The sequence below is a fragment of the Rhizobacter sp. P3_C12 genome, assembly GCF_056402735.1.
The window spans coordinates 1-21714 of the sequence record NZ_JBFUGW010000097.1; the positions used below are offsets into that span (position 1 = coordinate 1).

The 21714-nt window shown below is 66.7% G+C and carries 20 protein-coding genes and 2 pseudogenes; 8 read left to right on the top strand and 14 right to left on the bottom strand.

What is annotated here, in order from left to right; translation table 11 throughout:
* Nucleotides 1-1277: protein kinase domain-containing protein (locus tag AC1DXV_RS16410; protein ID WP_477934522.1), on the top strand; the 1277-nt coding region annotated here is incomplete at its 5' end.
* Between the two features lie 155 nt (nucleotides 1278-1432).
* Nucleotides 1433-1684 (top strand): hypothetical protein, encoded by a 252-nt coding sequence (locus AC1DXV_RS16415; protein WP_477873864.1) that lies wholly within the window; start codon nucleotides 1433-1435, stop codon nucleotides 1682-1684.
* A gap of 21 nt (nucleotides 1685-1705) precedes the next feature.
* Here the strand turns inward: AC1DXV_RS16415 and AC1DXV_RS16420 are convergent, their stop codons facing one another.
* Entirely contained in the window at nucleotides 1706-2629 is a 924-nt protein-coding gene (locus AC1DXV_RS16420) for a LysR family transcriptional regulator (protein WP_477934524.1), read from the bottom strand.
* A 126-nt stretch (nucleotides 2630-2755) separates the two neighbouring features.
* Between AC1DXV_RS16420 and AC1DXV_RS16425 the strand changes: the two genes are divergently transcribed.
* Both AC1DXV_RS16425 and AC1DXV_RS16430 read left to right on the top strand, forming a co-directional pair.
* On the top strand, nucleotides 2756-3667 hold the full coding sequence (locus AC1DXV_RS16425; protein ID WP_477934526.1) for an alpha/beta fold hydrolase: 912 nt from the start codon (nucleotides 2756-2758) through the stop codon (nucleotides 3665-3667).
* 126 nt (nucleotides 3668-3793) lie between these two features.
* Nucleotides 3794-7024 carry a glycoside hydrolase family 3 N-terminal domain-containing protein gene (locus tag AC1DXV_RS16430; RefSeq protein WP_477934528.1) on the top strand — a complete coding sequence of 1077 codons (3231 nt, stop codon included), beginning with the start codon at nucleotides 3794-3796 and terminating at the stop codon, nucleotides 7022-7024.
* Between the two features lie 114 nt (nucleotides 7025-7138).
* Here AC1DXV_RS16430 and AC1DXV_RS16435 read toward each other — a convergent pair whose 3' ends face one another.
* The 6 genes and pseudogenes from AC1DXV_RS16435 to AC1DXV_RS16460 all read right to left on the bottom strand — a co-directional run bounded on the left by AC1DXV_RS16435 (nucleotide 7139) and on the right by AC1DXV_RS16460 (nucleotide 11594).
* Complete coding sequence (locus tag AC1DXV_RS16435; protein ID WP_477873584.1) at nucleotides 7139-7675, bottom strand: hypothetical protein; 537 nt, start codon at nucleotides 7673-7675, stop codon at nucleotides 7139-7141.
* On the bottom strand, nucleotides 7659-7991 hold the full coding sequence (locus tag AC1DXV_RS16440) for a hypothetical protein (protein ID WP_477873585.1): 333 nt from the start codon (nucleotides 7989-7991) through the stop codon (nucleotides 7659-7661). The genes AC1DXV_RS16435 and AC1DXV_RS16440 overlap by 17 nt, the downstream gene beginning before the upstream one ends.
* 2 nt (nucleotides 7992-7993) lie before the next feature.
* Nucleotides 7994-8767, bottom strand: coding sequence for a DUF5984 family protein (locus AC1DXV_RS16445; RefSeq protein WP_477934530.1), 774 nt, complete (start codon nucleotides 8765-8767; stop codon nucleotides 7994-7996).
* A gap of 908 nt (nucleotides 8768-9675) precedes the next feature.
* A pseudogene (locus AC1DXV_RS16450) lies at nucleotides 9676-10368 on the bottom strand (patatin-like phospholipase family protein); the annotation flags it as partial.
* The gene (locus AC1DXV_RS16455) at nucleotides 10365-10865 is read right to left on the bottom strand and encodes a hypothetical protein (RefSeq protein WP_477871212.1); all 501 of its coding nucleotides are present in this window, start codon (nucleotides 10863-10865) and stop codon (nucleotides 10365-10367) included. The pseudogene AC1DXV_RS16450 and the gene AC1DXV_RS16455, both read right to left, overlap by 4 nt.
* Before the next feature lie 189 nt (nucleotides 10866-11054).
* The gene (locus tag AC1DXV_RS16460; protein ID WP_477871211.1) at nucleotides 11055-11594 is read right to left on the bottom strand and encodes a hypothetical protein; all 540 of its coding nucleotides are present in this window, start codon (nucleotides 11592-11594) and stop codon (nucleotides 11055-11057) included.
* 176 nt (nucleotides 11595-11770) lie between these two features.
* On the opposite strand from AC1DXV_RS16460, the gene AC1DXV_RS16465 reads away from it, so the two are divergent.
* Nucleotides 11771-13015, top strand: coding sequence for an MFS transporter (locus AC1DXV_RS16465; protein ID WP_477934532.1), 1245 nt, complete (start codon nucleotides 11771-11773; stop codon nucleotides 13013-13015).
* Here the strand turns inward: AC1DXV_RS16465 and AC1DXV_RS16470 are convergent.
* From AC1DXV_RS16470 to AC1DXV_RS16490, 5 genes are all read right to left on the bottom strand, one after another.
* Nucleotides 12973-13503, bottom strand: a complete 531-nt coding sequence (locus tag AC1DXV_RS16470; protein WP_477871082.1) for a GNAT family N-acetyltransferase — start codon at nucleotides 13501-13503, stop codon at nucleotides 12973-12975. The genes AC1DXV_RS16465 and AC1DXV_RS16470 overlap by 43 nt on opposite strands.
* On the bottom strand, nucleotides 13488-14033 hold the full coding sequence (locus AC1DXV_RS16475; protein ID WP_477934534.1) for a GNAT family N-acetyltransferase: 546 nt from the start codon (nucleotides 14031-14033) through the stop codon (nucleotides 13488-13490). The genes AC1DXV_RS16470 and AC1DXV_RS16475 overlap by 16 nt, the downstream gene beginning before the upstream one ends.
* Nucleotides 14030-14683, bottom strand: a complete 654-nt coding sequence (locus tag AC1DXV_RS16480) for a c-type cytochrome (RefSeq protein WP_477934536.1) — start codon at nucleotides 14681-14683, stop codon at nucleotides 14030-14032. Before AC1DXV_RS16480 ends, AC1DXV_RS16475 begins: the two co-directional genes overlap by 4 nt.
* A 1-nt stretch (nucleotide 14684) precedes the next feature.
* Complete coding sequence (locus tag AC1DXV_RS16485; protein WP_477871088.1) at nucleotides 14685-15896, bottom strand: PQQ-dependent sugar dehydrogenase; 1212 nt, start codon at nucleotides 15894-15896, stop codon at nucleotides 14685-14687.
* Between the two features lie 134 nt (nucleotides 15897-16030).
* On the bottom strand, nucleotides 16031-16249 hold the full coding sequence (locus tag AC1DXV_RS16490) for a tautomerase family protein (protein ID WP_465113265.1): 219 nt from the start codon (nucleotides 16247-16249) through the stop codon (nucleotides 16031-16033).
* A gap of 111 nt (nucleotides 16250-16360) precedes the next feature.
* Here AC1DXV_RS16490 and AC1DXV_RS16495 point away from each other — a divergent pair, with 111 nt between their 5' ends.
* Entirely contained in the window at nucleotides 16361-17320 is a 960-nt protein-coding gene (locus AC1DXV_RS16495) for a LysR family transcriptional regulator (RefSeq protein WP_477934538.1), read from the top strand.
* Complete coding sequence (locus AC1DXV_RS16500) at nucleotides 17317-18210, top strand: hypothetical protein (protein ID WP_477870942.1); 894 nt, start codon at nucleotides 17317-17319, stop codon at nucleotides 18208-18210. The genes AC1DXV_RS16495 and AC1DXV_RS16500 overlap by 4 nt, the downstream gene beginning before the upstream one ends.
* 23 nt (nucleotides 18211-18233) lie before the next feature.
* On the opposite strand, the gene AC1DXV_RS16505 is transcribed toward AC1DXV_RS16500, so the two are convergent.
* Nucleotides 18234-19103, bottom strand: a complete 870-nt coding sequence (locus tag AC1DXV_RS16505) for a class I SAM-dependent methyltransferase (RefSeq protein WP_477934540.1) — start codon at nucleotides 19101-19103, stop codon at nucleotides 18234-18236.
* Between the two features lie 30 nt (nucleotides 19104-19133).
* Nucleotides 19134-20972 (bottom strand): sulfatase-like hydrolase/transferase, encoded by a 1839-nt coding sequence (locus tag AC1DXV_RS16510; protein ID WP_477934542.1) that lies wholly within the window; start codon nucleotides 20970-20972, stop codon nucleotides 19134-19136.
* A gap of 164 nt (nucleotides 20973-21136) precedes the next feature.
* Here AC1DXV_RS16510 and AC1DXV_RS16515 point away from each other — a divergent pair.
* A pseudogene (locus AC1DXV_RS16515) lies at nucleotides 21137-21714 on the top strand (hypothetical protein); the annotation flags it as partial.

Consider the following 21714-nt stretch of genomic DNA (forward strand, 5'->3'; position numbering starts at 1 on the left):
GATCGCCGACCGAAACTTATACCCCTTGTGGATTTATTTCGGGGAAGCCGGAATGGAAGATCGTGCAGCGGGCCGGAACGGACGGAGGCCTATTTGTAGTGATGAATGAGCCGGATGAAGGCGTCACGGATAAGATGCGCGAGACGCTCGGGAGTATCGTCAATGAAGAGGTTTCTTGGGAGGATGCGAAGCAGATAGAAATCGGAGGCTCGACGAAGCTATTGATTCCTCTTCAAGGAGCAGCCGCGCAAGCAGGAAAATTCCCTGACTATGTCAATGATGTCACGGCTTCACATGTCATATTTGGAGGGAAACGATACGAGTTTGACGAGCAGGCAATTGGCAAGGTGGCCGGGAAAGAAGGGAGATTGATCAGAAAGGCCGTCGCAGAGGACGGCGATACGATCGTGCTGAAGCCCCTTGATGCAGCGGATTCCCCAGAGTTGGTCATTAGCGAGAAGGTTGGAACTGGGTGTGCACTTAATTTACTTGGCTGCCGAGGCTCAATCGTCACTGCTGCCGGAGTACACTTTCTGATCTCTGACTATGCAAAGAAGGGGACAGTAACGGAGTACGTCGACAAGCTTCGTCAGGATATGGAGGGCGGAATTGTCTTAAGGCGGGATGGTCAGAGAAAGCTCTATAAGATTGCTCATCAGATGTGCTTGGCTGTCCAGCAGCTTCATGAGCTGAAGTACAAGCATATGGATCTGAAGCCGGACAACTTCTATGTCGATGAGGATGGTGAAGGTGAGCCTGTTGTCAAGTTGGCGGATTTCGGAATGTCTGCTCGAAGCGGTGTTGTCATAAATACTGGTCGCAGCGACTGCTTGAAGTACATGTCACCGGAATACTACATAGTGTGGAGTCATCCAGAAAACAGGGTTAAAACTGATCGCATCAATCGGCTCAAGGAGATGGAAGGCGGGTTGAAGAGGCTTGGTAAGTATAAGCGTTTGGAAGCTGTACAAGGAAAGAGAATAGAGGATAGGGCGCTTAAGAAGGCTGGTCTGCCGGCGATTGGGACCGCCAGCGATGTGCATGGTTTGGTAGCTTCGATATGGGATATCTGCTGTGACGAAAAAGCAAAGGACAGGGCTTCCTTCCTTACTCCACTCAAGTTGCGGAATCAACCCTCATGGCTCGACAGCCGCGAGGAGCGGACAATCATCAATATGATTCGTGACGGCTTCGTGGAGGATCCAGCAAAACGTCCGACGGCCAAAGTGCTGGCYGATAGATTCGCGACAGTGGTTAAAGCCGCCAGCAAGACGTGAACTGAATCGGTCAGCGATTGGTGCTGGCAATGGGGCAAGTCGGTGGGTTCCTACGACGCGAAGCGCGTTCCGCCGACATTGCATCGAGCCCCAACCCCGCGCTGATCAACGGCAGCGATTCCTATGGTTGTGACACACCATGCCAGGAGATCGCGATGAGCAAGCAGCAGAAGCCCACCCAACCGAGCAAGTCACAACCCCAAGCCGACCTGAGCCAAGTTCAGGGCGAGGGCGACTACGAAGCCGGGCGCCACTACGACGAGAAGACGCGTGCGTTCGTCAAGTCCGGCAAGGTCGATGAGGCGGCGCGCAACGCCCACCCGAAGTCGCCGCGCGAGCAGCAGGAAATGCAGAAGGCCGAGGAGATCGGCAAGTCACGCTCGAAGGGCGAAGACCCGCACGGTTGACGGGTTGACGACGGCGGGCGCTCAGCGCCCGTCCACCAGCTTCGCGAACTCCGCCGCCCGAAACCGCTCCGTCACGAAGTCGACGAACACCCGCGTCTTCGCCGGCAGCAGGCTGCGGCTCGGGTAGTACAGCGAGAGCGGCCCAGCGTCGCTGTACCAGCCCGGCAGCAGCCGCACCAGTTCCCCGCTCGCGATGGGCGCGAAGGCGAACGGCATCGGCAGCAGCGCGACGCCGAGCCCCAGCTTCGCCGCCTCCGCGATCGCCTCGGGGTCGCTGAAGATCAACCGCGCCTTGCAAGGCACCGCCTGCTCGTCATGGCGTTTCGACCGCAGCGTCCACGGCCGCACGCGCCCTGTCGGTGACGAGCGCCGCATGATCCCGYCGAACGCCGCCAGGTCCTCAGGCGTGCGCGGCAGTTGCCGCCCGCTCAGGTAGCCCGGCGACGCCACCGCCACGATGTGCACCGGCGCCAGCTCGCGAGCCACCACCCCCGGCGTCAGCTCGAAGCCCCCACCGATCGCCGCATCGAAGCCTTCGCCGATCAGATCGACCTGCCGGTTGTCGAAATGCCAATCCGGCAGCACCGCCGGGCAGCGCGCCAGGAAATCCCCCAGCAGCGGCACCAGGAAATGCCGCCCGAAGGCCTGCCCCATGCTGACCTTCAGCGTGCCGGCCGGCGTCTCGTCACCGCGCTGCACGCCCGCCATCGCCGTCTGCAACGAAGCCAGCGGGTCGCTCACCTGCTGCAGGAAGCGCTCGCCGCTTTCGGTCAACGCCAGCCGCCGTGTGCTGCGCTGGAAGAGCCGCGCGCCGAGCTCGGCCTCGAGCTTCGCCACGTTCTTGCTGACGCCCGCCGGCGTCAGGCCCAGTACCCGCGCCGCGGCCGAGAAGCTGCCGTGCTCTGCCGTGTGCACGAACGACACCAGGTGCTGCAGGTAGGTCATGCCCGATCTTAAACCGATGGTTGAAGCTGATTGCGTCCGTTTCCGGCTAGTCGGTTCAAGCTGCTTTCAAGACACTGGCGCCAGCTGTTCACCTTTCACCTCAAGGAGATCCTCATGCGAAACCTCATGTCCCTGGCCCTGGCATCGCTGACGATGCTGGCCGTGCCGGCCGCTGCCTCGGCTCAATCCCTCCAGTACCCGACGCCCACGTTCTCGACCCGCCAGGTCACCACCAACGGCGCGACCATCCACGTCCGCTCCGGCGGCAAGGGCCCTGCGGTGGTGCTGCTGCACGGCTACGGCGAGACCGGCGACATGTGGGTGCCGCTCGCGATCGACCTGGCGCGCGACCACACGGTGATCGTGCCGGACCTGCGCGGGCTCGGCCTGTCGTCCAAGCCGGCCGGCGGATTCGACAAGAAGACCCAGGCCGGCGACGTGAGCGGCGTGCTGCAGGCCTTCGGCGTGCAGCAGGCCGACGTCGTCGCGCACGACATCGGCAACATGGTCGCCTTCCAGTTCGCCGCGCAGCACCCCGGGCAGGTGCGCCGCCTGGTGCTGATCGATGCGCCGGTGCCGGGTGTCGGGCCGTGGGAAGAGATCCTGAAGAACCCGCTGCTGTGGCACTTCCGCTTCGGCGGGCCGGACATGGAACGCCTCGTTGCCGGCCGCGAGCGCATCTACCTCGATCGCTTCTGGAACGAGTTCTCGGCCACGCCCGCGCGCTTCAGCGAAGCGGCACGCCAGCACTACGCGGCGCTTTATGCCCGCCCGGGTGCGATGCATTCCGGCTTTGCGCAGTTCGCAGCGTTCGACCAGGACGCGGTCGACAACCGCGCCTTCCTCGCCGGCAACCGCTTGAAGATGCCCGTGCTGGCGCTGGGCGGCGAGAAGTCGTTCGGGCTGACGATGGCCACCGTGATGCGCGCCGGCGCCGACGACGTGACCGAAGGCATCGTCCCCGGCTCGGGCCACTGGATCATGGAAGAGAACCCCGCGGCGACCGGCCAGCTGGTGCGGAACTTCCTCGCCAGGTGAAAGCCCGCCGTAATGAGTATTTAACCTAGTGAAATATTTCGTCAAGATCTCCTAGAGTCCGCGCAGCACCGAAATGGAAGCGGTTCCATTCGCTGCCTACAAGAGACATATCAAGGAGACGACAAGATGAAACGGTGGCTCACGATGGGGCTGACGGCGCTCACGCTCGGCCTGGGCGGTTGCGGTGGTGGTGACGACGACGCACCGCCCGCACCGCCGCCGTCTCCCCCTGAGAACAAGCCGCTGGACGACTGGCCCGCGATCCACAGCGCGATCCCGCAGGACGCCTCGCAGGAAGCGCAGATCAAGGGCCTCGTCGCGAACATGACGCTGGCGCAGAAGGTCGGCCAGATGACGCAGCCCGACATCCGCAGCATCACGCCCGACCAGGTGCGGCAGTACTACATCGGCTCGGTGCTGAACGGCGGCGGCGCCTGGCCCGGCAACAAGAAGAACGCCGCCGTGGCCGACTGGCTCGCGCTGGCCGATGCCTACTGGCAGGCGTCGATGGACACCGACCTGGCCGTCAAGATCCCGGTGATCTGGGGCACCGACGCCGTGCACGGCCACGGCAACGTCTATGGCGCCACGCTGTTCCCGCAGAACATCGGCCTGGGCGCCGCGAACGATCCCGCGCTGATCGAGCGCATCGGCGAAGCCGTCGCGATGCAGGTGCACTCCACCGGCATCGACTGGACCTTCGCACCCACGCTCGCGGTGGTGCGCGACGACCGCTGGGGCCGCACCTACGAAGGCTTCTCGGAAGACCCGGCCATCGTCGCCAGCTACGGCGGGCGCTACACCACCGGGCTGCAGGGCAGTTTCGCGGCCTCGGGCCGGCCCACCGTGGTGGCCACCGCCAAGCACTTCATGGGCGATGGCGGCACCGACATGGGCAAGGACCAGGGCGAGAACAAGGCGACGCTCGCCGAGATGATCAACATCCACGGTGCCGGCTACTACACGTCGCTCGCGGCGGGTGCGCAGACCGTGATGGCCTCGTTCAACAGCTGGACCTTCCAGGGCAGCACGAAAGACGGCCTCGCACTCGATTTCGCGAACGCCAAGATGCACGGCAACAAGTACCTGCTGACCGACGTGCTGAAGACGAAGATGGGCTTCGACGGCCTGATCGTCTCCGACTGGAATGGCATCGGCCAGGTGAAGTACACCGACGCGAGCGGTGCGGTGAAGTCGTGCACCAACGCGTCGTGCCCGCCATCGATCAACGCCGGCATGGACCTGATCATGGTGCCGGACGACTGGAAGGCCTTCATCGACAACACCATCGCCTCGGTGAACGCCGGCGAGATCCCGATGGCGCGCATCGACGATGCGGTGACCCGCATCCTGCGCGTGAAGCTGCGCTCCGGGCTGATGAAGCTCGAGGGCGGTGCGACGGTGTCGACCAAGCCTTCGCTGCGCACCGGCGCCGGCGACCCGGCCGCGCTGCAGCACCGCGAGCTGGCCCGCGAGGCGGTGCGCAAGTCGCTGGTGCTGCTCAAGAACGATGGCGGCGTGCTGCCGTTGAAGCGCGGCGAGAAGCTGCTGGTGGTGGGCCGCAGCGCCGACAGCATGTCGAACCAGACGGGCGGCTGGTCGCTCACCTGGCAGGGCACGTCGAACACGAACGCCGATTTCCCGAACGGCGACACCGTGCTGGCCGGCATCCGCGAGGCGGCGGGCGATGGCAACGTCACCTTCTCGGTCGACGCGGCGAACGTCAACGTGGCCGACTACCAGGCGGTGATCGCCGTCATCGGCGAGACCCCGTATGCCGAGGGCGCCGGTGACATCGGCAAGGCCGGCACGCTGGAGCACGCCAAGCGCTACCCGGCCGACCTCGCGGTGCTGGAGGCGGTGAAGGGCCAGGGCGTGCCCGTGGTGACGGTGCTGCTGAGCGGCCGGCCGGTGTGGGTGAACAAGGAGCTGAACCGCAGCGATGCGTTCGTCGCGGCCTTCCTGCCGGGTACCGAAGGCAAGGGCGTGGCCGACGTGCTGTTCCGCAAGGCTGATGGCGCGGTGAACTTCGACTTCCACGGGCGGCTGTCGTTCTCGTGGCCGAAGGAGGCGTGCCAGACGGTGCTGAACCGCGGCGACGCGACCTATGCGCCGCTGTTCGCGTATGGCTACGGCCTGGGCTATGCAGCCGCCGGCACGCCGGTGGGCAACACGCTCGACGAGACCACGCCGGCGCTCGGCTGCGGCCAGAGCGCGAACACCGGCCCGGCGGCGACCGAGCCGCTGGACGTGTTCAACCTCGTCGAGAACCCGAGCTTCCCGCTGTTCATCGGCTCGTCGCCGAACTGGATGATCCCGATCGGCGCTGATCTCAACGCGACCGTCGTCACGCAGGATGGCACGCTGACGCTGCAGACCGCGCAGGTCAACGTGCAGCAGGACGGCAAGAAGCTCACCTGGACGGGCTTGGGCGAGTTCAAGGCGATCGCGTCGGACCCGGCCAGCACCAGCGTGCGCAACCCGCAGAACCTGGAGAGCTACGTGCACCCGGATGCGAAGGCGGTGCTCGCGTTCGACATCGTGGTCGACCAGGCGCCGCAAGGCAGCGTGAAGATCCGCATCGACTGCGGCTACCCGTGCCGCGGCGAACTGGACGGCACCGCGGTGCTCAAGGCGCTGCCGCTGGGCACGAAGGCGACGGTGAAGATCCCGCTGTCGTGCTTCGCGGAGGCAGGCGCTGACTTCTCGGCGATCGACACCGCCTTCCTGGTGCAGACCGACAAGCCGTTCAGCGCGAGCTTCGCGAACATCCGCTGGCTGGTGAACGCGAGCGGCGATGCCGACACCCATGCCTGCGCCGAGCTGGCACCGCCGCCGCCGCCCGCCATCGAGCCGCTGCCGGGCCCGAGCGCGACGCTGCTGGGCGCGGATGGCCTGCTGACGGGCCTGGCGACGGGCCTGTACACCTCGACGCCGACGCACGTGGTGGCCACGGTGGCGAACGGCGAGGCCGACCTGCAGTTCGCAGCCGACGGCGGCAACGGCACGTTCTACTTCACCGGCAGCGGGCTGAACCTGGGCGGCTATGCGGGCGGCACGCTGCAGTTCGAGCTGGCGGTGAGCAGCTGGGGCACCAACACCAAGGGGCTGGCGATCAAGATGGAGAGCCCGGGCGACGGCTGCCGCAACGTCGACTACGTGATCCCCGATGCGATGAAGCCGCCGGCCGATGGCGCCTTCCACGCGGTCACGCTGAACCTGGCGGACGTGGTCGCAGTGAAGAACGCACCGTGCTTCACGCTCGACAACATCACCGTGCCGTTCGGGATCTTCCCGGTATGGGACGACCAGCAGGGGGTGAGCTTCAAGGTGCGGAACGTGAAGCTGGTGCAGTGACCCCATGGCGCCACGCCCGGGGTGACTGGCTCAACACGGGCATCGTCGATGTGCGCGACATGGCGGACCTGCATGTGTGTGCGATGACGAACCCCACCGCTGCGGGCGAGCGCTTCATCGAACACCGAAAGGGATGCTGGTGATGGCTTTCCAGAGCCGCCGCAGACCCTTTGGCGGCGCTGGCGGGAGATGAGTCAGGGGAACTCGCATGAGAACCGCTTCCGTCAGAACGATGCCTCGCAGGTTGCGAGGGTCGCCGGCCAACTGCATCGCCACGGAGTACTCCGCACTTGTCGACGCGATCTGCTCCAGTCGTCTCCTGCTGGCGTCATCCCCCTGTGCCATGTCCTGTGCAAGCTCGTGGGCGGCGATGTAGAGCGGCTCGTTCTTGAGCAGCCCCTTGGCGGACGCTTTCATCTCGAAGTCCCTGATCAGGAAGGCGTCCTGGAACTTGACGCCCTGCGGCGAGAGAAGAACCTGCGCGAAGGCCATCGGCACGAAGGCGATCAGGCACTCGGCATCTTCGGCGCTGATGTCCTGCAGCACGAGGTCTTGGATGAGTGTGTCCAGATCCTCGTGTGAAACACGGGCGGTCGTGTCGAGGTAGAGCTCAACTTTCCGTCGAGGGGCATGGTCAGTTTTCGGCGGCATTCGGCAAGTCTTCGTCAGCGGGGTAGAACACGTGCCCCTTGTTTGAAAACGTCATGCGGTCCAGGAATGTGGTTCGCCCGACCCACTCGACCTCGAGCACGGGCAGACCACCGAGGTTGGTTTCGGCGTATTGCGGTGTCGACCATTCGGCGCTGACACGCGCCTTGGCCCGCTGAACGGCATCCTGTTCCGACACCCCGCGAACGATGCGAGTCGCATAGAAGCCGACGATGGGCGGATCGGAAGCATCGGCGCTGAGAATCTGAATCCGGGTTCCGTGGAGCAGTACGCGGTAGTAGGGCACGATGTCTTGCATCCTCAAACACTGATCTGTTTCAGTGCTTGGCGCACGGCTGGCCAATYGGTCGATGCAGGCAACTGGGCTAGGTCCGATACGGACAGGCTGCGCCGCTGCGCGTGTTCCCGCATCAGTCCTTCGGCATCGATGCGGACCTCTGGCGGGAATGCGTCCGACACCGTGCGCTCGACCCGCTCCGACATCGCGGTCATGAGTCGCTCATGGAGCGAGAGGCACTCTGCCAAGAAATCCGAACGTGTCAGGCTGAAGCTGCCGAACGGTGCGGACCAGGCGGCGGAACCTTCGATGAACTTCTCCCGGTGATCCCATTCAATGTGAACCATCGACTCGTCCGACCACAACACGATGTCTGCAGATGGAGACAGGTAGGCCGTGTCAAGTTGGCGCTGGCCGATCCAGGTGCATGCCGCGTCGACTGTCGACCCGTAGTCGTCATCGTCGCGCTCGGCGTTCTTGTCGCACCAGGCCGACATTCGTTTCAGCGTTCGCTTGCGGCCCGAGCCGGAAAGGTGCGGGATCAAGTCTTCTGGAACGGGCTCGAGTGCGTGGGCGGCCACCTCGATGACATCTTCGTACAGCCGGGCAACCTGGTACTCGCAGAAGCGTGACACCCCCTGCTCCTGCGCTGAGCGGCTGTACTCGAGGAGGGTGGACGCTCCGACCTGGATCCAATAGCGGCCATCGGTCAGCCCGAACCAATGAAGACTCAGGTCGCCGGGGCCGCCCCAGGGCCTGATTTCTTCGAGAGGCAGCAACGTGAAGTTGAACAGCATGGAGAAAAGCGCGATCACGCGCCCGCGCGGCTGGCAGCGAGCTGGCGCCGGCGTTCATGCCGCAGCAACGCCGTGCGCGCCCAGGCCGTGAGGTCGCGGTTCGAGAACGCGGCCACCTTCAGGCGCAAGGCGATCGACACTGTCGCCAGCGCCGGCAGCAGGATCGGGCCGGCCAGTACGCCGAACCATTGGCGCATGTTGTAGAACAGCGCACCGGCCCGCGGCGCGTGGAACTGCCACAGCCACGCGGCACCCACCAGCCAGCCGAGGAACAGCAGCGCGCGCGTCGAGAGCGGCCGCGCCGGCAGCGGGATGTGGCCGATGCCGAAACCCCAGATGAAGCGAGCCAGCACGATCACGGTCACCATCGTCATCGCCAGCATCAGCAGCGACCCGATCGACACCATCACCGAGGCCGCCGAGCGCTTCTGCATGCCCGCGAACAGCACGTGCTGGCCGCGCTCCAGGTCGTCCATGCAGGCGGCGCGGGCATCACCGAGCTGCTGGGCTTCGTCGCCGGGCAGCTCCGGCAGCGCAGCCCGGCTCATCGCGCCCCACAGGGCCGTCATGTCCGGCGGGCAGTCGGTGGGGATGTCGGCACTGCCCGTCGCACTCTGGTGGCCCGCGAGGAACAGCAGGTGGGCCTCGGTGGCCGCGAAGTCGTCGAGGTCGGTGCGCAGTGCGCGCAGGTGCGGCCACCAGTCCAGCCCGCTCGGCTGGGGCACCGGGTCGCGCAACGAGATCAACGTGCAGTTGCGTGCGCGCAGCACGTCGCCGCGGGTCTGCTCCATCATCAGGTCCATCGCCCGCATCGGCGTGGCCCAGCCGTCGATCGGGCGCATGGGCCAGGCCGGCGCGGAGGCGTCGATGCAGGTGGCATGGCCGAGGGCCGGGTCGAACTCGCGCAGGCCGTGGTTGTCGAGCACGCCGCCATCGCCCAGGTGGTGCTTGCCGCAACGGATGGGCTCGAACACGCCTGGCACCGCGCTCGACGCCGCGATGGCGCGCGCGACCGGCAGGTCGTTCATCGTCAGGTAGCTGGCATCGGGCTGGCGCGGCAGGAGCCGGTCGCCCAGCAGCACCACGCAGCGGTTGCCCTGGGCGTAGTCGGAGCAGGCGATGCGCCACTCCGGCAAGTCGGCGGGCCACACATCCGCCGCGGCCGCGCGGTGCAGGCGGCGCAGCCAGCGGCGATTGATGCGTGACATCGCATCCGAGAAGCCGAACTCGTTGCGCACCAGCCCGCTGCTCAGCGCGCGAATCGACGCCATGACGCGCAGCCGCGGGTTGTGGCGGCTCTTGCGAAAGAGAGCCAGGTGCGCACGCAGCGCGCACTGCGCCAGCGCATCGTCGCGCACCGGCCCGTGCCGCGCCACGGCCAGCCATTCCTGCAGGAAGAAGCCCGCGGCGATCGATCCGCCCGAGATGGTCACCAGCATCTTCAATTCGCGCAGGCGCCCCTGGGCGGCCAGCGCGTGCAGGGCGCCCAGGTGATAGAAGGCGGCACGAAACCCCCCGCCGGAGAGCGAGAGCTGGTGGATCTGCCCGTCATCCGCCGCGGCGGTTTCAGTGGCGGGGTGGGGAATGCTGGGAAAGGTCATGACTTGACTCGGAGGCCGACTCGGGTGTTCTGGAATTCGAAGAGATAGGCGGCGCGACAGGCCTTGCCGCGCTCGGTGGAGCGGAGCGTTTCATCCGTGTCGATGGCTTGCATCCGGCGCCGCAGTTCCCGGGCCGTCTGGGTCACCGTCCAGGATGACACGGAAGCGCAGATCTTCGGGATCTCGTTCAGCGAGAGCAGCGACAGGACGTTCTCGGTGCAGGCGCCGACTGCGCTGCGAAGTGCTTCTCTGTGCGCCTCGGTTGTCTTCGAATTCTTGCCGCGGCTCAGCTTGACCGCGAGGCCGATGGCCTGCGTGTCGCAGTCAGCGGTCCGTTGGCTCAGGTCGGCCAGCACGGACGATTGCTTGCCCAGGTAGGCGTTGACGCCTTCGACGCCGTCGGTTCGCAGGCGTTGCTCGAGGGTGGAGATGAGCTCGTTGGATGAGAACGCGGCGGCGGGAAGCATCAGCAGTCCGACCAGAATCGCGCGTGCCATTCAGAAGTCCCGCCACTCATCTTTGATGTTCCATTCAGATCGCAACTCGTTCATGACGTCACTCGGGTCCAGGGCAAGGCGGTGACTCTTATCGTCTCGCCTTCAACACGCAGCTTGGCGTCGAGCGTGTCGAGCCACCTTTCATGGTCGTGCAGTGCTGTCATGTTGCGTTGATGGAAGAAGATGGCATCACTGATCGTTCCGCCACTCAAGGAAGTCTTCCGCTGAGCCCTCCTCAGCCATTTCCAGCAGGGCCTCTGCAATTGCGTGCTGGCCCTTGGCGGCAGCGGTGGCTGCGAGGGTACATGCCAGGAAGCCAAGATCCCAGGGCTTTGCAGAGCACTCGGCCGCGAGCGCCGGAAGGCGGCCCAGAGCGTTGAAGTAAGGCCCGGACAGCTCGTCTGGAATGCTGGCACCTTGCTTCGCCCGACAGATCTCGACCCACGCAGGGAAATGGAAGTACGACGCGTGGGCCGCCATGGGCGACGAGGCAAGCGCAGCAATGACGTGAGGAACGGCGGCAAACGAGGCCGGGTACACGTCACCCTGGTGAGCGAGGGCACTCCAGAGTTGAAACCACGGGCTCGCTTCCCCGTCGTCGTTCGGCAGCGAAGCGAGTTGCCGAAGCAGCGCGGGAATGTCCTCCGCGGTTCCGTACGCATGATCGAGTTGCTGCCAGTGGGTACTGTCGAGACTTAGCAAGCAGGTTCTCCGTTGTTCAATGTTCACTCATTGTTCCGGCGACCGCATCGGCTTCTCGAACTTGCGCTCGATGGAGGCGATGGCTTCCTTCCTTGCTTCCTTGGACAGTTTGATGGTCATGGGTGGTCCGGTGCGCGAGAGATGAATTCATTGTCCACCAGGGACACGGCGGCTCGATGGGTTCGGGCCGATGACAATGCTGCATGCTTCTCGATATCGGGCCCCTGCGCCGCAACACCGCCTTCCGCCGTCTTTTCGCCAGCCAGTTCATCTCGGGTCTGGGCACCATGGTCAGCTATGTGGCCGTGCCCTGGCAGCTGTACGAGCTGACGCATTCCAACGCCCAGGTCGGCCTGCTGGGCCTCGTGCAGCTCGTGCCGGTTGTCGCCTGCGGACTCCTGGGCGGCGCGGTGGCGGACCGCGTGGACCGCAAGCGCCTGCTGATCGGGTCGGAGGCGCTGATGGCCCTGTGCCTGGCGGGCCTGCTGGCCAACGCGTTGACCGCTGCGCCCAACGTGCTGGCGATCTACGCGCTCGTGGCCGTGCTGCAGGGCGCCAGCGGCTTCCACCGCCCGGCGCTGGAAGCCTTGACGCAGAAGCTCGCGCGACCTGAAGAGTTCGCAGCCGTCGCAGCGCTGTCGTCGGTGCGCGGGACGATCGGCATGGTGGCCGGGCCGGCGCTGGCCGGGCTGCTGCTGGCGCGTTGGGGCGCGGTAGGCGCCTATGTCTTCGACTTCGTCACCTTTCTCGCGGCGCTGTTCTTCATCTCCCGCATCCCGCGGGCGGCCATCGGCACGGTGGAGGCTCCGGGCGAACGTCCCCATCTGCTCGCCGACCTGGCCGAAGGCCTGCGCTTCGCGTGGGCGCGGCCTGCGCTGATGGGAACCTACATCGTGGACATCGTCGCGATGGCCTTCGCGTTCCCGGTGGCTCTGTTCCCTGCCATGGCGGCTGCCGATGGGCGCACCGAGACCGTGGGCTGGCTGCTGTCGGCGATGTCGGTCGGCGCGCTGGTCATCGGCCTCTTCAGCGGCTGGACCGGCAAGGTCGTGCGCCATGGCCGCGCGGTGGTCATCGCGGCGGCCGTGTGGGCGCTGGGCATCGTGGCGCTGGGCTTCTCGCCCAGCCTGACGCTGGGTCTCCTGTGCCTGGCAGTGGCGGGTGCGGCCGACATGGTCAGCGGCGTGTTCCGCGGCACGATCTGGAACCAGACCATTCCCAACCCGCTGCGCGGGCGGCTGGCCGGCATCGAGATGATCAGCTACCTGACCGGCCCGCTCATCGGCAACGCGCGCGCCGGCTTCATGGCCGACGCCTGGGGTGTGTCGGCAGCCGTCTGGATCGGCGGCGCGATCTGCTTCGCGGGCGTCATCGCCACCGGGTTCGCCTTGCCACGCTTCTGGGCCTATCGCAGCACCTCACCGGGAATGGCCGCATACAGCCAGTAGTCGGTGGGCGTGCCTCGCACCAGCCTCAGATTGCGGACGAGGCCTTCTCGCTTGAAACCACAGTGCTCCAGCACGCGTTGAGATCGAACGTTCGGCAAGACGGTCGTGGCCTGGACTCTGTGCCACCCCTTGGCCTCGAAGGCCCAGAGCGTGGCCGCCCGGCACGAAGCCTTTGCGATGCCTTGGCCCCAATGGTCGGGTGCAACGTCGTACGTGACCTCTGCGGTGCCGAACGCAGACGAGATGGTGTGGAAGCCCACGGTGGCGACGATGACTTCGCTCCCTGGGCGAAGGAGCAAAAAGCGGATCGGTGTGTTGGGCTCGCCACCCAGCGTGCGTTGGATCTCGGCTTTGACGTCGTCCACGGTTTCAGCCGTGGAACTGGTGTGTTGCTTCACCTCGGGCAGGCACGCATAGCGCGCCCAGGATGCTGCATCCTCAAGCCGGGCGGGGCGGACCAAAAAACCTGGAATCAGCGGTGACTGCATGAGCTTGGGTTTCGATTGATCCAGTACCTGCACAGTCGCTCGTTGTAGAACTCTGAAAACGAGATCGAATCCAGCTCGCCGCCCTGGCGCTCGATCACTGCACGAGAGGCCAGGTTGTCCTCGGCCGCAAACAGCAGGAGCCTCGACAGACCCAAGGCTGATGCCTCGTCCAATGCGATGCGGAGTGCAAGGTGCCCGTAGCCCTTGCGGCGATGGCCAGGCGCGACGTCATACCCGATGTGCCCTCCGTGTCCCGCCAGGAATGGGGTGTCGATGTTGTGGCGCAAGCGAGTCACGCCGACCAGGTTCCCGGATGGAGCCATCAACCAGCGGTGCGTGCACGGCACCCATCCCTCTTTGAGATGGATGCCGGCCTCTTCGTCGATGAGGCTTCGAACGTATGAAGGAAAGTGCCCTTTGGCCGCCRCATAAAACTCGGCGTTCTCGGGATCATGAGCCTCGAAATCGGTGAGCATTGCCAGGAATGCGCTCTCGTGGCCGATCGATGGTGCAACTGCGACGGGATTCATTTGCCGGTGAAGTTCGCGACATAGTAGGCCAGCACGTCCAGGTCCTGCACCGGCACCTGGCTCAGCGCCTCGGTCATCGCCCGCGTGTAGCCGGGCCGGTCGCCCGACTTGAAGCCCTGCAGCGTTGCGCGCACGTAGTCCTCCTTCTGGCCGCCGATGCGCGGCACGCCCTGTCCGCCCGCCAGATCGGCGCCATGGCAGAACACGCACTTGTGCTGCTGCGCGAGGGCCTGCCCCTTGCTCATGCGCTCGGCATCGGGCGGTGCACTCGGCGCCGGCGCGGGCACCGGCGGCAGCGTGCCGATGAAGTCGGAGAAGCCTCGCAGGTCGGCATCCTTCATCGGCTTGGCCAACGCAATCATCGCGTCGTTGTTGCGACGGCCCTCGCGGAACAGGAACAGCTGCGTGATCGTGTAGAGCGACGGCTGGCCCGCCAGCACCGGCACGCCCGCCATGTCGCTGCGGCCGTTGGCGCCGTGGCAGGCGGCGCAGACGGTGCGGAAGCGTTCTGCATACTCGGCCGCACCGGCGGCAGCCGCCGAGGCGGCGCTCGCGCGGGCGGAGGGCTTCTTCGCCTGCGCCTGCGCGTGCCCCCACGAGGTCGCCATCAGCAGGATGGCCAAGGTCGCGCTGCGCTGCCAGGCCCTCACGTCACTTGCCCTTGCCGCTGTAGCTGATGCGGTAGATCGCACCGGCATGGTCGTCGCTGACGAGCAGCGAGCCGTCCTTCATCACGAGGAAGTCCACCGGCCGGCCGAGGTAGGTGTTGTTCTCGACGAAGCCCGTCATGAACGGCTCGACCTTGGCGCCGCCCTTGCCGTCCGGCCGCGCCACGTAGACGCCGTTGTACTTCTTCGTGCGGTTCCAAGGCCCATGGATGGCGATGAACATCGCGCCCTGGTACTTCGCCGGGAACATCTTGCCGGTGTAGAACTTCAGGCCGAGYGAGCCGGCGTGCGGGCCGAGCAGCGCGGCGGGCTTCACGAAGTCGTCGCACGACTTGCCCCACCCGAATTCGGGGTCGGGGATGTTGCCCTGGTGGCAATACGGATAGCCGAAGTGCTGCTTGCCGGGCTGCGTGACATGGTTCAGCTCATCGTTCGGGATCTCCTCGCTGAGCCAGTCGCGGCCGTTGTCGGTGAACCAGAGGTCACCGGTCTTCGGATCGAAGTCGAAGCCGACCGTGTTGCGCACGCCCGAGGCGATCGTCTCGATGCCGGAGCCGTCGAGCTTCATGCTGTAGATCTTGGCGTACTCGCCCGGGTCGCAGATGTTGCAGGGCGCGCCGATGTTGTAGTAGAGCTTGTCGTTGTGGACGCGCAGGAACTTCCAGCTGTGGTCGCTGCCGCCCGGCAGCTTGTCGTTCAGCACCGCGCTCGGCTCGCCGAGGTTGTCGAGCTTGTCCTCGACGTTGTCGTAGCGGACGATCTTCTTGTGGGTGGCGAAGTACAGCGAGCCCTTGTAGAACTCGATGCCGGTCGCCTGCTCGGTCTTGTCGATGATGACCTTCGGCTCGCGCTTGCCGTCGACCGCCTTCTCGGGCAGCACGTAGACCTTGTTGGCGACGAACAGCGTGCTGACGAAGATGTTGCCCTTGGCACCCTGGCGCAACTCGCGCGCATCGAGCACGCCCGAGGCCCAGGTCTCGACCTTGAAGCCGGGCGGCAGCTTGAACTTGCGGGTCGGCAGCTGGTCGGCCCCGGTGGGGATCGGAAACGCCGGCACCGGCGCCATCTTCATGGCCGTGTCGGTCTTGGGCCGGCCCTTGGCCCAGCCGGGTTCGGCCTCCTGGGCAGAAACCGCGACAGCCGCGCAAAGGAACGGCAGCGCGGCGACGAACGAACGCAAACGGATCTGATGCATGTCTCACTCCTGATGTGGTTGTGTGAGAAGCCATCGGCCCGCGTGGTGACGAGCCTGTGGCCTCTGCGGCTATCAGTGTCGCGAGGGGGCATCTTGAGTCATGACCGTGGCGCTGTCCACCCGCGCCCGGTCGCTCACCGGGCCTTCGGTGGCAAGCCCATCTTGGCCAGCGTCAGCGTCTCGTCGGCGCGACCCCAGCCGCCGTCGGCGACCTCTTCGACAAGCACCATCGAGAAGGGCCGGGCCTTCTCGCCGAAGTACTCGACGAACATGGCCGTGGTGCGGTGGATGATCTCTTCCTTGCGGGCGTGGTCGACGGTGCCCTCGGGGAATTTGAAGTTGGCGAATGGCATGGGGTTCTCCTGAGGAGTTCAGTGAAGGTGAAGGCATTCTTGTTGTTATCGAATGACGGATAAATGCCGCACGGATGCCATGTGAATTTCGCCATCGATAACAATTGAGGCATGGATCRCCTCGACACCCTGCTGCTGTTCACCCGCATCGTGGAGACCGGCAGCTTCAGCCGCGCCGCGGAGATGCTGGACATCCCGCGGCCCTCCGCCACCAACGCGATCAAGGAGCTGGAGAGCCGCCTGGGCGTGCGGCTGCTCGATCGCACGACGCGCCAGGTTCGCCCCACCCACGACGGATCGGCCTACTACGAACGCTGCGTGCACGTGCTGTCGGAACTGGACGATGCCGACGCTTCGCTCAAGCACGTGGCCGCCAACCCGCGCGGCACGCTGCGCGTGGACCTGCACGGCACCCATGCGATGCTGATCGTGCTGCCGCAGATCAACGACTTCCGCAGCCGCTATCCCGACATCGAGCTCGTCATCAGCAGCGGAGACCGGCTGGTGGATCTCGTGCGCGAGGGCGTCGATTGCGTCGTGCGTGCCGGCCAGCTGCGCGATTCCAGCCTCATCGCGCGCCGGCTTGCCGTGCTGCCGCAAGTGCTGTGCGCCAGCCCCGACTACCTGGCCCGCTTCGGCACGCCGCGCCATCCCGACGAACTGGCCGACCACCAGATGGTGCGATTCTTCTCGAGCACCGGTGGCATCGACTATCCGTTGACACTGCTGATCGACGGCGTGGCGAAGGATTACTCGCTGCGTGGCTGGGTCAGCGTCAACGACGCCGAGAACTACGCGCTGTGTGCCCGGCGCGGCTGCGGCATCGTTCAATTGCCGCGCTTCCACGTGGACGAGGACCTGAAGGCGGGTCGCCTGGTGGAGCTGCTGCAGGCGTGGCCCAGCCCGTCGATACCCCTGTCGGCGCTCTATCCCTACCGGCGCCAGCTCTCGCCGCGGGTGCGGGTGTTCGTCGATTGGCTGGTGCAGCTGTACGCGCATGCGTTTCCGGTCGACGGTTCCGCGGTAATTGGAGTACACCGGGACTCCAGCGCCCGCAAGGAGCCTCCATGAGCACCGACTTTCGCGCCCAGATCATTGCCCCGGCAGCGGCCTATGGGCAGGGCGACACCGGCCTGTTCCCGTTCGACCTGTTCGACCGCCAGTGCCTGGCGCAGGGCGATTCGTGGTTCTCGATCGGCTCGATTCCGCCGGGGCTCACGAGCAACGTGCTGGCCGAGCTGTGGCTTTCGCAGGCGACGGTGATCGTCAACTGCGCGCGGCCGAGCAAGACGCTCGCGCACATGGCCGACTCGCTGTCGGAGACGATGTTCCTGCGGCTGCTGCGCGGGCCGTCGTCGTTCCAATGGGATGCGATCCTGCTGTCGGGCGGCGGCAACGACCTGATCGATGCCGCGTCGGTCGGCCCCGATGCGCCGCGCGACCGGCGGCTCCTGCTGCGCGCCGACGAGCGCGCGGCCGTGCCGGCCGATGCGGTGGGCTACCTCAGCGAGGACGGCTGGCACACCTTCGAGCAACACCTGGGCGAGGTCTTCGCGTGGTTCATCGCCGAGCGCGCCTCGGGGCAGAACTGGCACACGCCGACCGTGCTGCACAACTACGCGCCGATCATGCCGAGGCCGAGTGGCGCGGGCTTCGTCAGCGGGCCGTGGCTGCAGCCGGCGTTGGCAGCCTTCGAGGTGCCGATCGACGACTGGGGTGCCGTGGCGGCCGAGTTGATGCAGCGGCTGGATCGGCTGCTGCGCGGCCTGGTGGATGCGCACCTGGCGGCGGACCCGGCCGATACGCTGGTGGTCGTCGACACGCAGGCGGCGGGGTTGGTGCCGGCGGAGCCCACGGCCGAAGGCGTGTCGGGGGACTGGCAGAACGAGATCCACCCGACGCGCGAGGGCTACAAGAAGCTGGGTGTCGCCTGGCGGGCGGTGCTGGATGGGTTGCTGTAGCTGCAGAGCCCGCGCTGGGTGATTCAAGGCCCGGCACGACGGCCGGCGGTCAGCAACAGTTCGTTCGGCCCTGCCCAGCCAGTGGAGGTCGTGAAGGCCGACAGCCTGTCTTCCATCTCGGCCCACGCGGCGCCTGCTGCGGCCTCGTCGAGGCGGCCGAGGATCTGGTTGATCGGGCTCGCCGAGCTGCGCAGGAACTCGATGTACGCCCTGACCGACGGCATCTGGAAGGGGGCATCGATCCGGGTCGTCGCCACCGCCTCGAATCCCGCAGCAGAGAACAGCGCGTCGATGCGACCGGGCTGGCCCAGGCTGAGCAGGCTGCCGGGTGCGTACGGGTCGCGCGGCGGCAGGCCGGCGTGCTTCAACGCCGTCGACAGCAGCATCGTGATGCACGGGTTGCGATCCGCCTGCGAGAACACCACGGTGCAGGCAGCGCCGCCGGGGCGAAGCGCCCGGTGCATCTCGCGCAGCGCGCGCAGCGGATCGGGAAACAGCATCAGGCCGAGGCGGCACACGACCGCGTCGAAGCTGGCCGGCTCGACGCCGAGATCCTGGCCATCGGCCACCTGCGTCTGCACGTTGGCATGGCCGGCGCGTGCGGCGTTGGCCTGTGCCAGTGCCAGGATCGCCGGCGACAGGTCGGTGGCGAGCACGTGACCGGTCGCACCGACCCGTTCAGCGGTGTCCAGCGTCTGGCCGCCAGCACCGGCGGCCACGTCGAGCACGCGCGAGCCGGGGCCGATGCCGGCCATGTCGAGCATGCCTTCGGTCGCGCGGGCGAGCCAGGCGCGGATCTGCGGCTCGTGCGCATCCCAGCCGGCGGCCGCCTGGTCCCACTGCGCACGCGCGGATGCCTGTGCTGTCGGCGTTGACGATGCTGGCTCGGTCATGGTCGGTCTCCGCAGTGTTGATCGGGCGGCTCAGGGGAGCTCGAACTCCTTCAGATCGCCCCACAGGTACGACAGGTAGGCCGCGCGCACACCGGGTACGCGGCAGGCCTCCAGCAGCCCGGCGCACTGGGTTCGTGCCGAGATGTTGGCGGCCAGCCAATCGTCGAGGGGCGCGCCGGCGGCCTGTGCGAGCAGGCCGGGCAGGAACACGAGGTCGAGTGCGCGCGGCGCCTGTGGCGGCACCCGCTCGGGCCGGTTGCTCGAGACCTCGTACCAGGTCTGGAACCTGGCGGGCACCGTGCCGGTCTCCGTCGGCAGCGATCGCATGCGATCCCGCAGCGTGATCGCGTTGGCGAACGGCGGCTGATGGTCTCCGAACCAGGCGAGCACCGCGGGCCTTTGCGCGTTGCCGAGAACCGCTTCGCGGGTGAGTTTCAGCTCGCGTTCGAACTCCCGGCTGCGCCACACGTAGTCGGCGACGCTGCGGGCTTCGTCTGCGGAGTTGAAATCCCTGGCCGCTGCGGCGCGAAGCCCGGCCGGCACCCGGTCCATCTCGACGCCATGCTCGGCGTGGTTGAAGATCGTGAGCGCGAAGAGGAACACCGGCTGGTCGCGCTGGCGCTTGGTCGCCAGGACGCGCCGCGCGGCTTCATGCACCAGCGCATCCGGCGTGCCCCAGGCCTCGGGCAGGCCCAGCTCGGCCGCGTCGAGGAACTCGTCGAAGCCGTAGCCGGCATACGCGATGCGGCCATTCATCATGCCGCCGCGTGTCGGGTACAGCGCGACGGTGCGATAGCCGGCCGCCTTCAGCGAGCGCACGAACGAGCGGTGGACGTGCGGCGCGACGCTGAACGATGCGAACTCGCCCGCGGGCCCGAACGCGTCGTGGGGCACACCCGTCGCGAACGCGAACTCCGAGAGCCAGGTGCTGCCGCCAAAGACATGCACTTGCAGCGGCCCATGCGCGATCGTGCTGCTGGCGGCGGCGAAGGCCTCCATGCCGCACAGCGATGCGGAGCAGCCTGCGAGAGTCGCCGGATTGAACTGGCTTTCCTGCAGGAAGACGACGATGTCGGCCGGCTTGGGACCGGGCTTGGGATCGGGATGGGCCTCCGCCGAGAGCAGCTTCAGGCTCTCGCGCCGGAACGCCGTGGTGTCGGTGGCCGCCACGCCCCACTGGGGATCGAGGGAGGCCGTCGCGAAGAAGCCGAGGGCCGGCCGTTCGTCCAGCCCCGCGCCGACGAACCAGGCGCCTGCGGCTTTCAGGTTCGACACCTCTTTCGCGACGAGGACGCCGCTGTAGGTGACGAGGAGCGCGGCCAGCGCCGCGGCAGTGGTCGCAGCCGACCGGCCCGGATGGCGGCCCGGAGGATTCCATTGCCAGGCCATGACGCAGCCGACGATCGCCAGGCCCACGGCAGCCCCGGCGTACACCACCAGCGTCGGCTGGGTTCCCAGCACGCCGACGTTGTCTGCGAACTGCCGGAAGAAGAAGCGGACGTCTTGCCACGTCAGCGGTGTGCCGGCGAACTGCTGCTTGAGGCGGATGGCCACCAGCAGCAGCGCGGCCACCGTGCTCCCGGCCACGGCCGCGAAGCGCGGCCGCTGCGTGAGCAGGTAGACGGCCAGGCAAGCCACCAGCAAGGCGTGCGAGCCGACTTCGGGATCGACCCAGCGGCCGGCGAGCGGCGGAAGGGCCAGCACGACGGCATCGGCCAGCCGCCGCCGGCCGATGAAGGCCACCAGCGCGGAGGCCGCGGCAAGCGCGAACGGCGTGGCCACGAAGCGCCAGGAATCCGGCGTGAGGAAGTAGCCGCCGCATGCCACGAGCAGCAGGGCGATGACGGCCAGTTGCGTGTTGCGATGCATGGAAGGAGTCGGTGGCGGCAGATCGGGGGGAGGGCAGTTTCGCACGCGACGCGGGGGCTTCGCACTGCCGCACGGCGTTTCGCACCGGCCGCCCTCGTGAGGGACGTGACGGGCCGAGCATGGCGGACACCACCACACCGCTGACCAGCCTGAAGGAGATTCCCATGAGCGTAGGCGTCATGTCGCCGATGTCCCACTTCGGACCCATGGGTCACTACGGCTCGATGGGCCACATGGGATCCCCGGGCGCCACGCATGCCGGTGGCTGCCACCCGGTCGACGAGTCGGCCGAGGTGCAACTGAGCACCGAGCTGCCGAGCGAGGATGCGTCGGTCGAAGGCGCCTGCGGTGCCGAAGGCCAGGACGGCGAAATGGACCCGAACGCCACCACGATGAACCCGCAGCTGCTGGAGATGCTGGCGTAYATGATGATGCAGTTCATGGCTGCCTTCCAGCAGAATCCCTCGTCAGACGGAGGCGGTGGCGGAGGGGGCGGCGGCAGTCTCTCGGGCCTTGGTGGCGTGGGTGGCGGCGGTGGCGGAGGGTGGGGCGGCGGCGAGGCCGTGGCAGCCGCACCGGTAGAAGGCGCGAATCCCGGCGCGCAGGCGATGCCGCAGCCCGAGCAAGGCCCCGCCGCGGTGACCGAGGCGCCGGCCCAGCCGGCCACCGGCGGCGGCGATGCCGGTCCGCTGAGCGGCGCGGCCCAGACCCAGGCGCTGCAGCCGGGCGAGAGCCTGCAGGC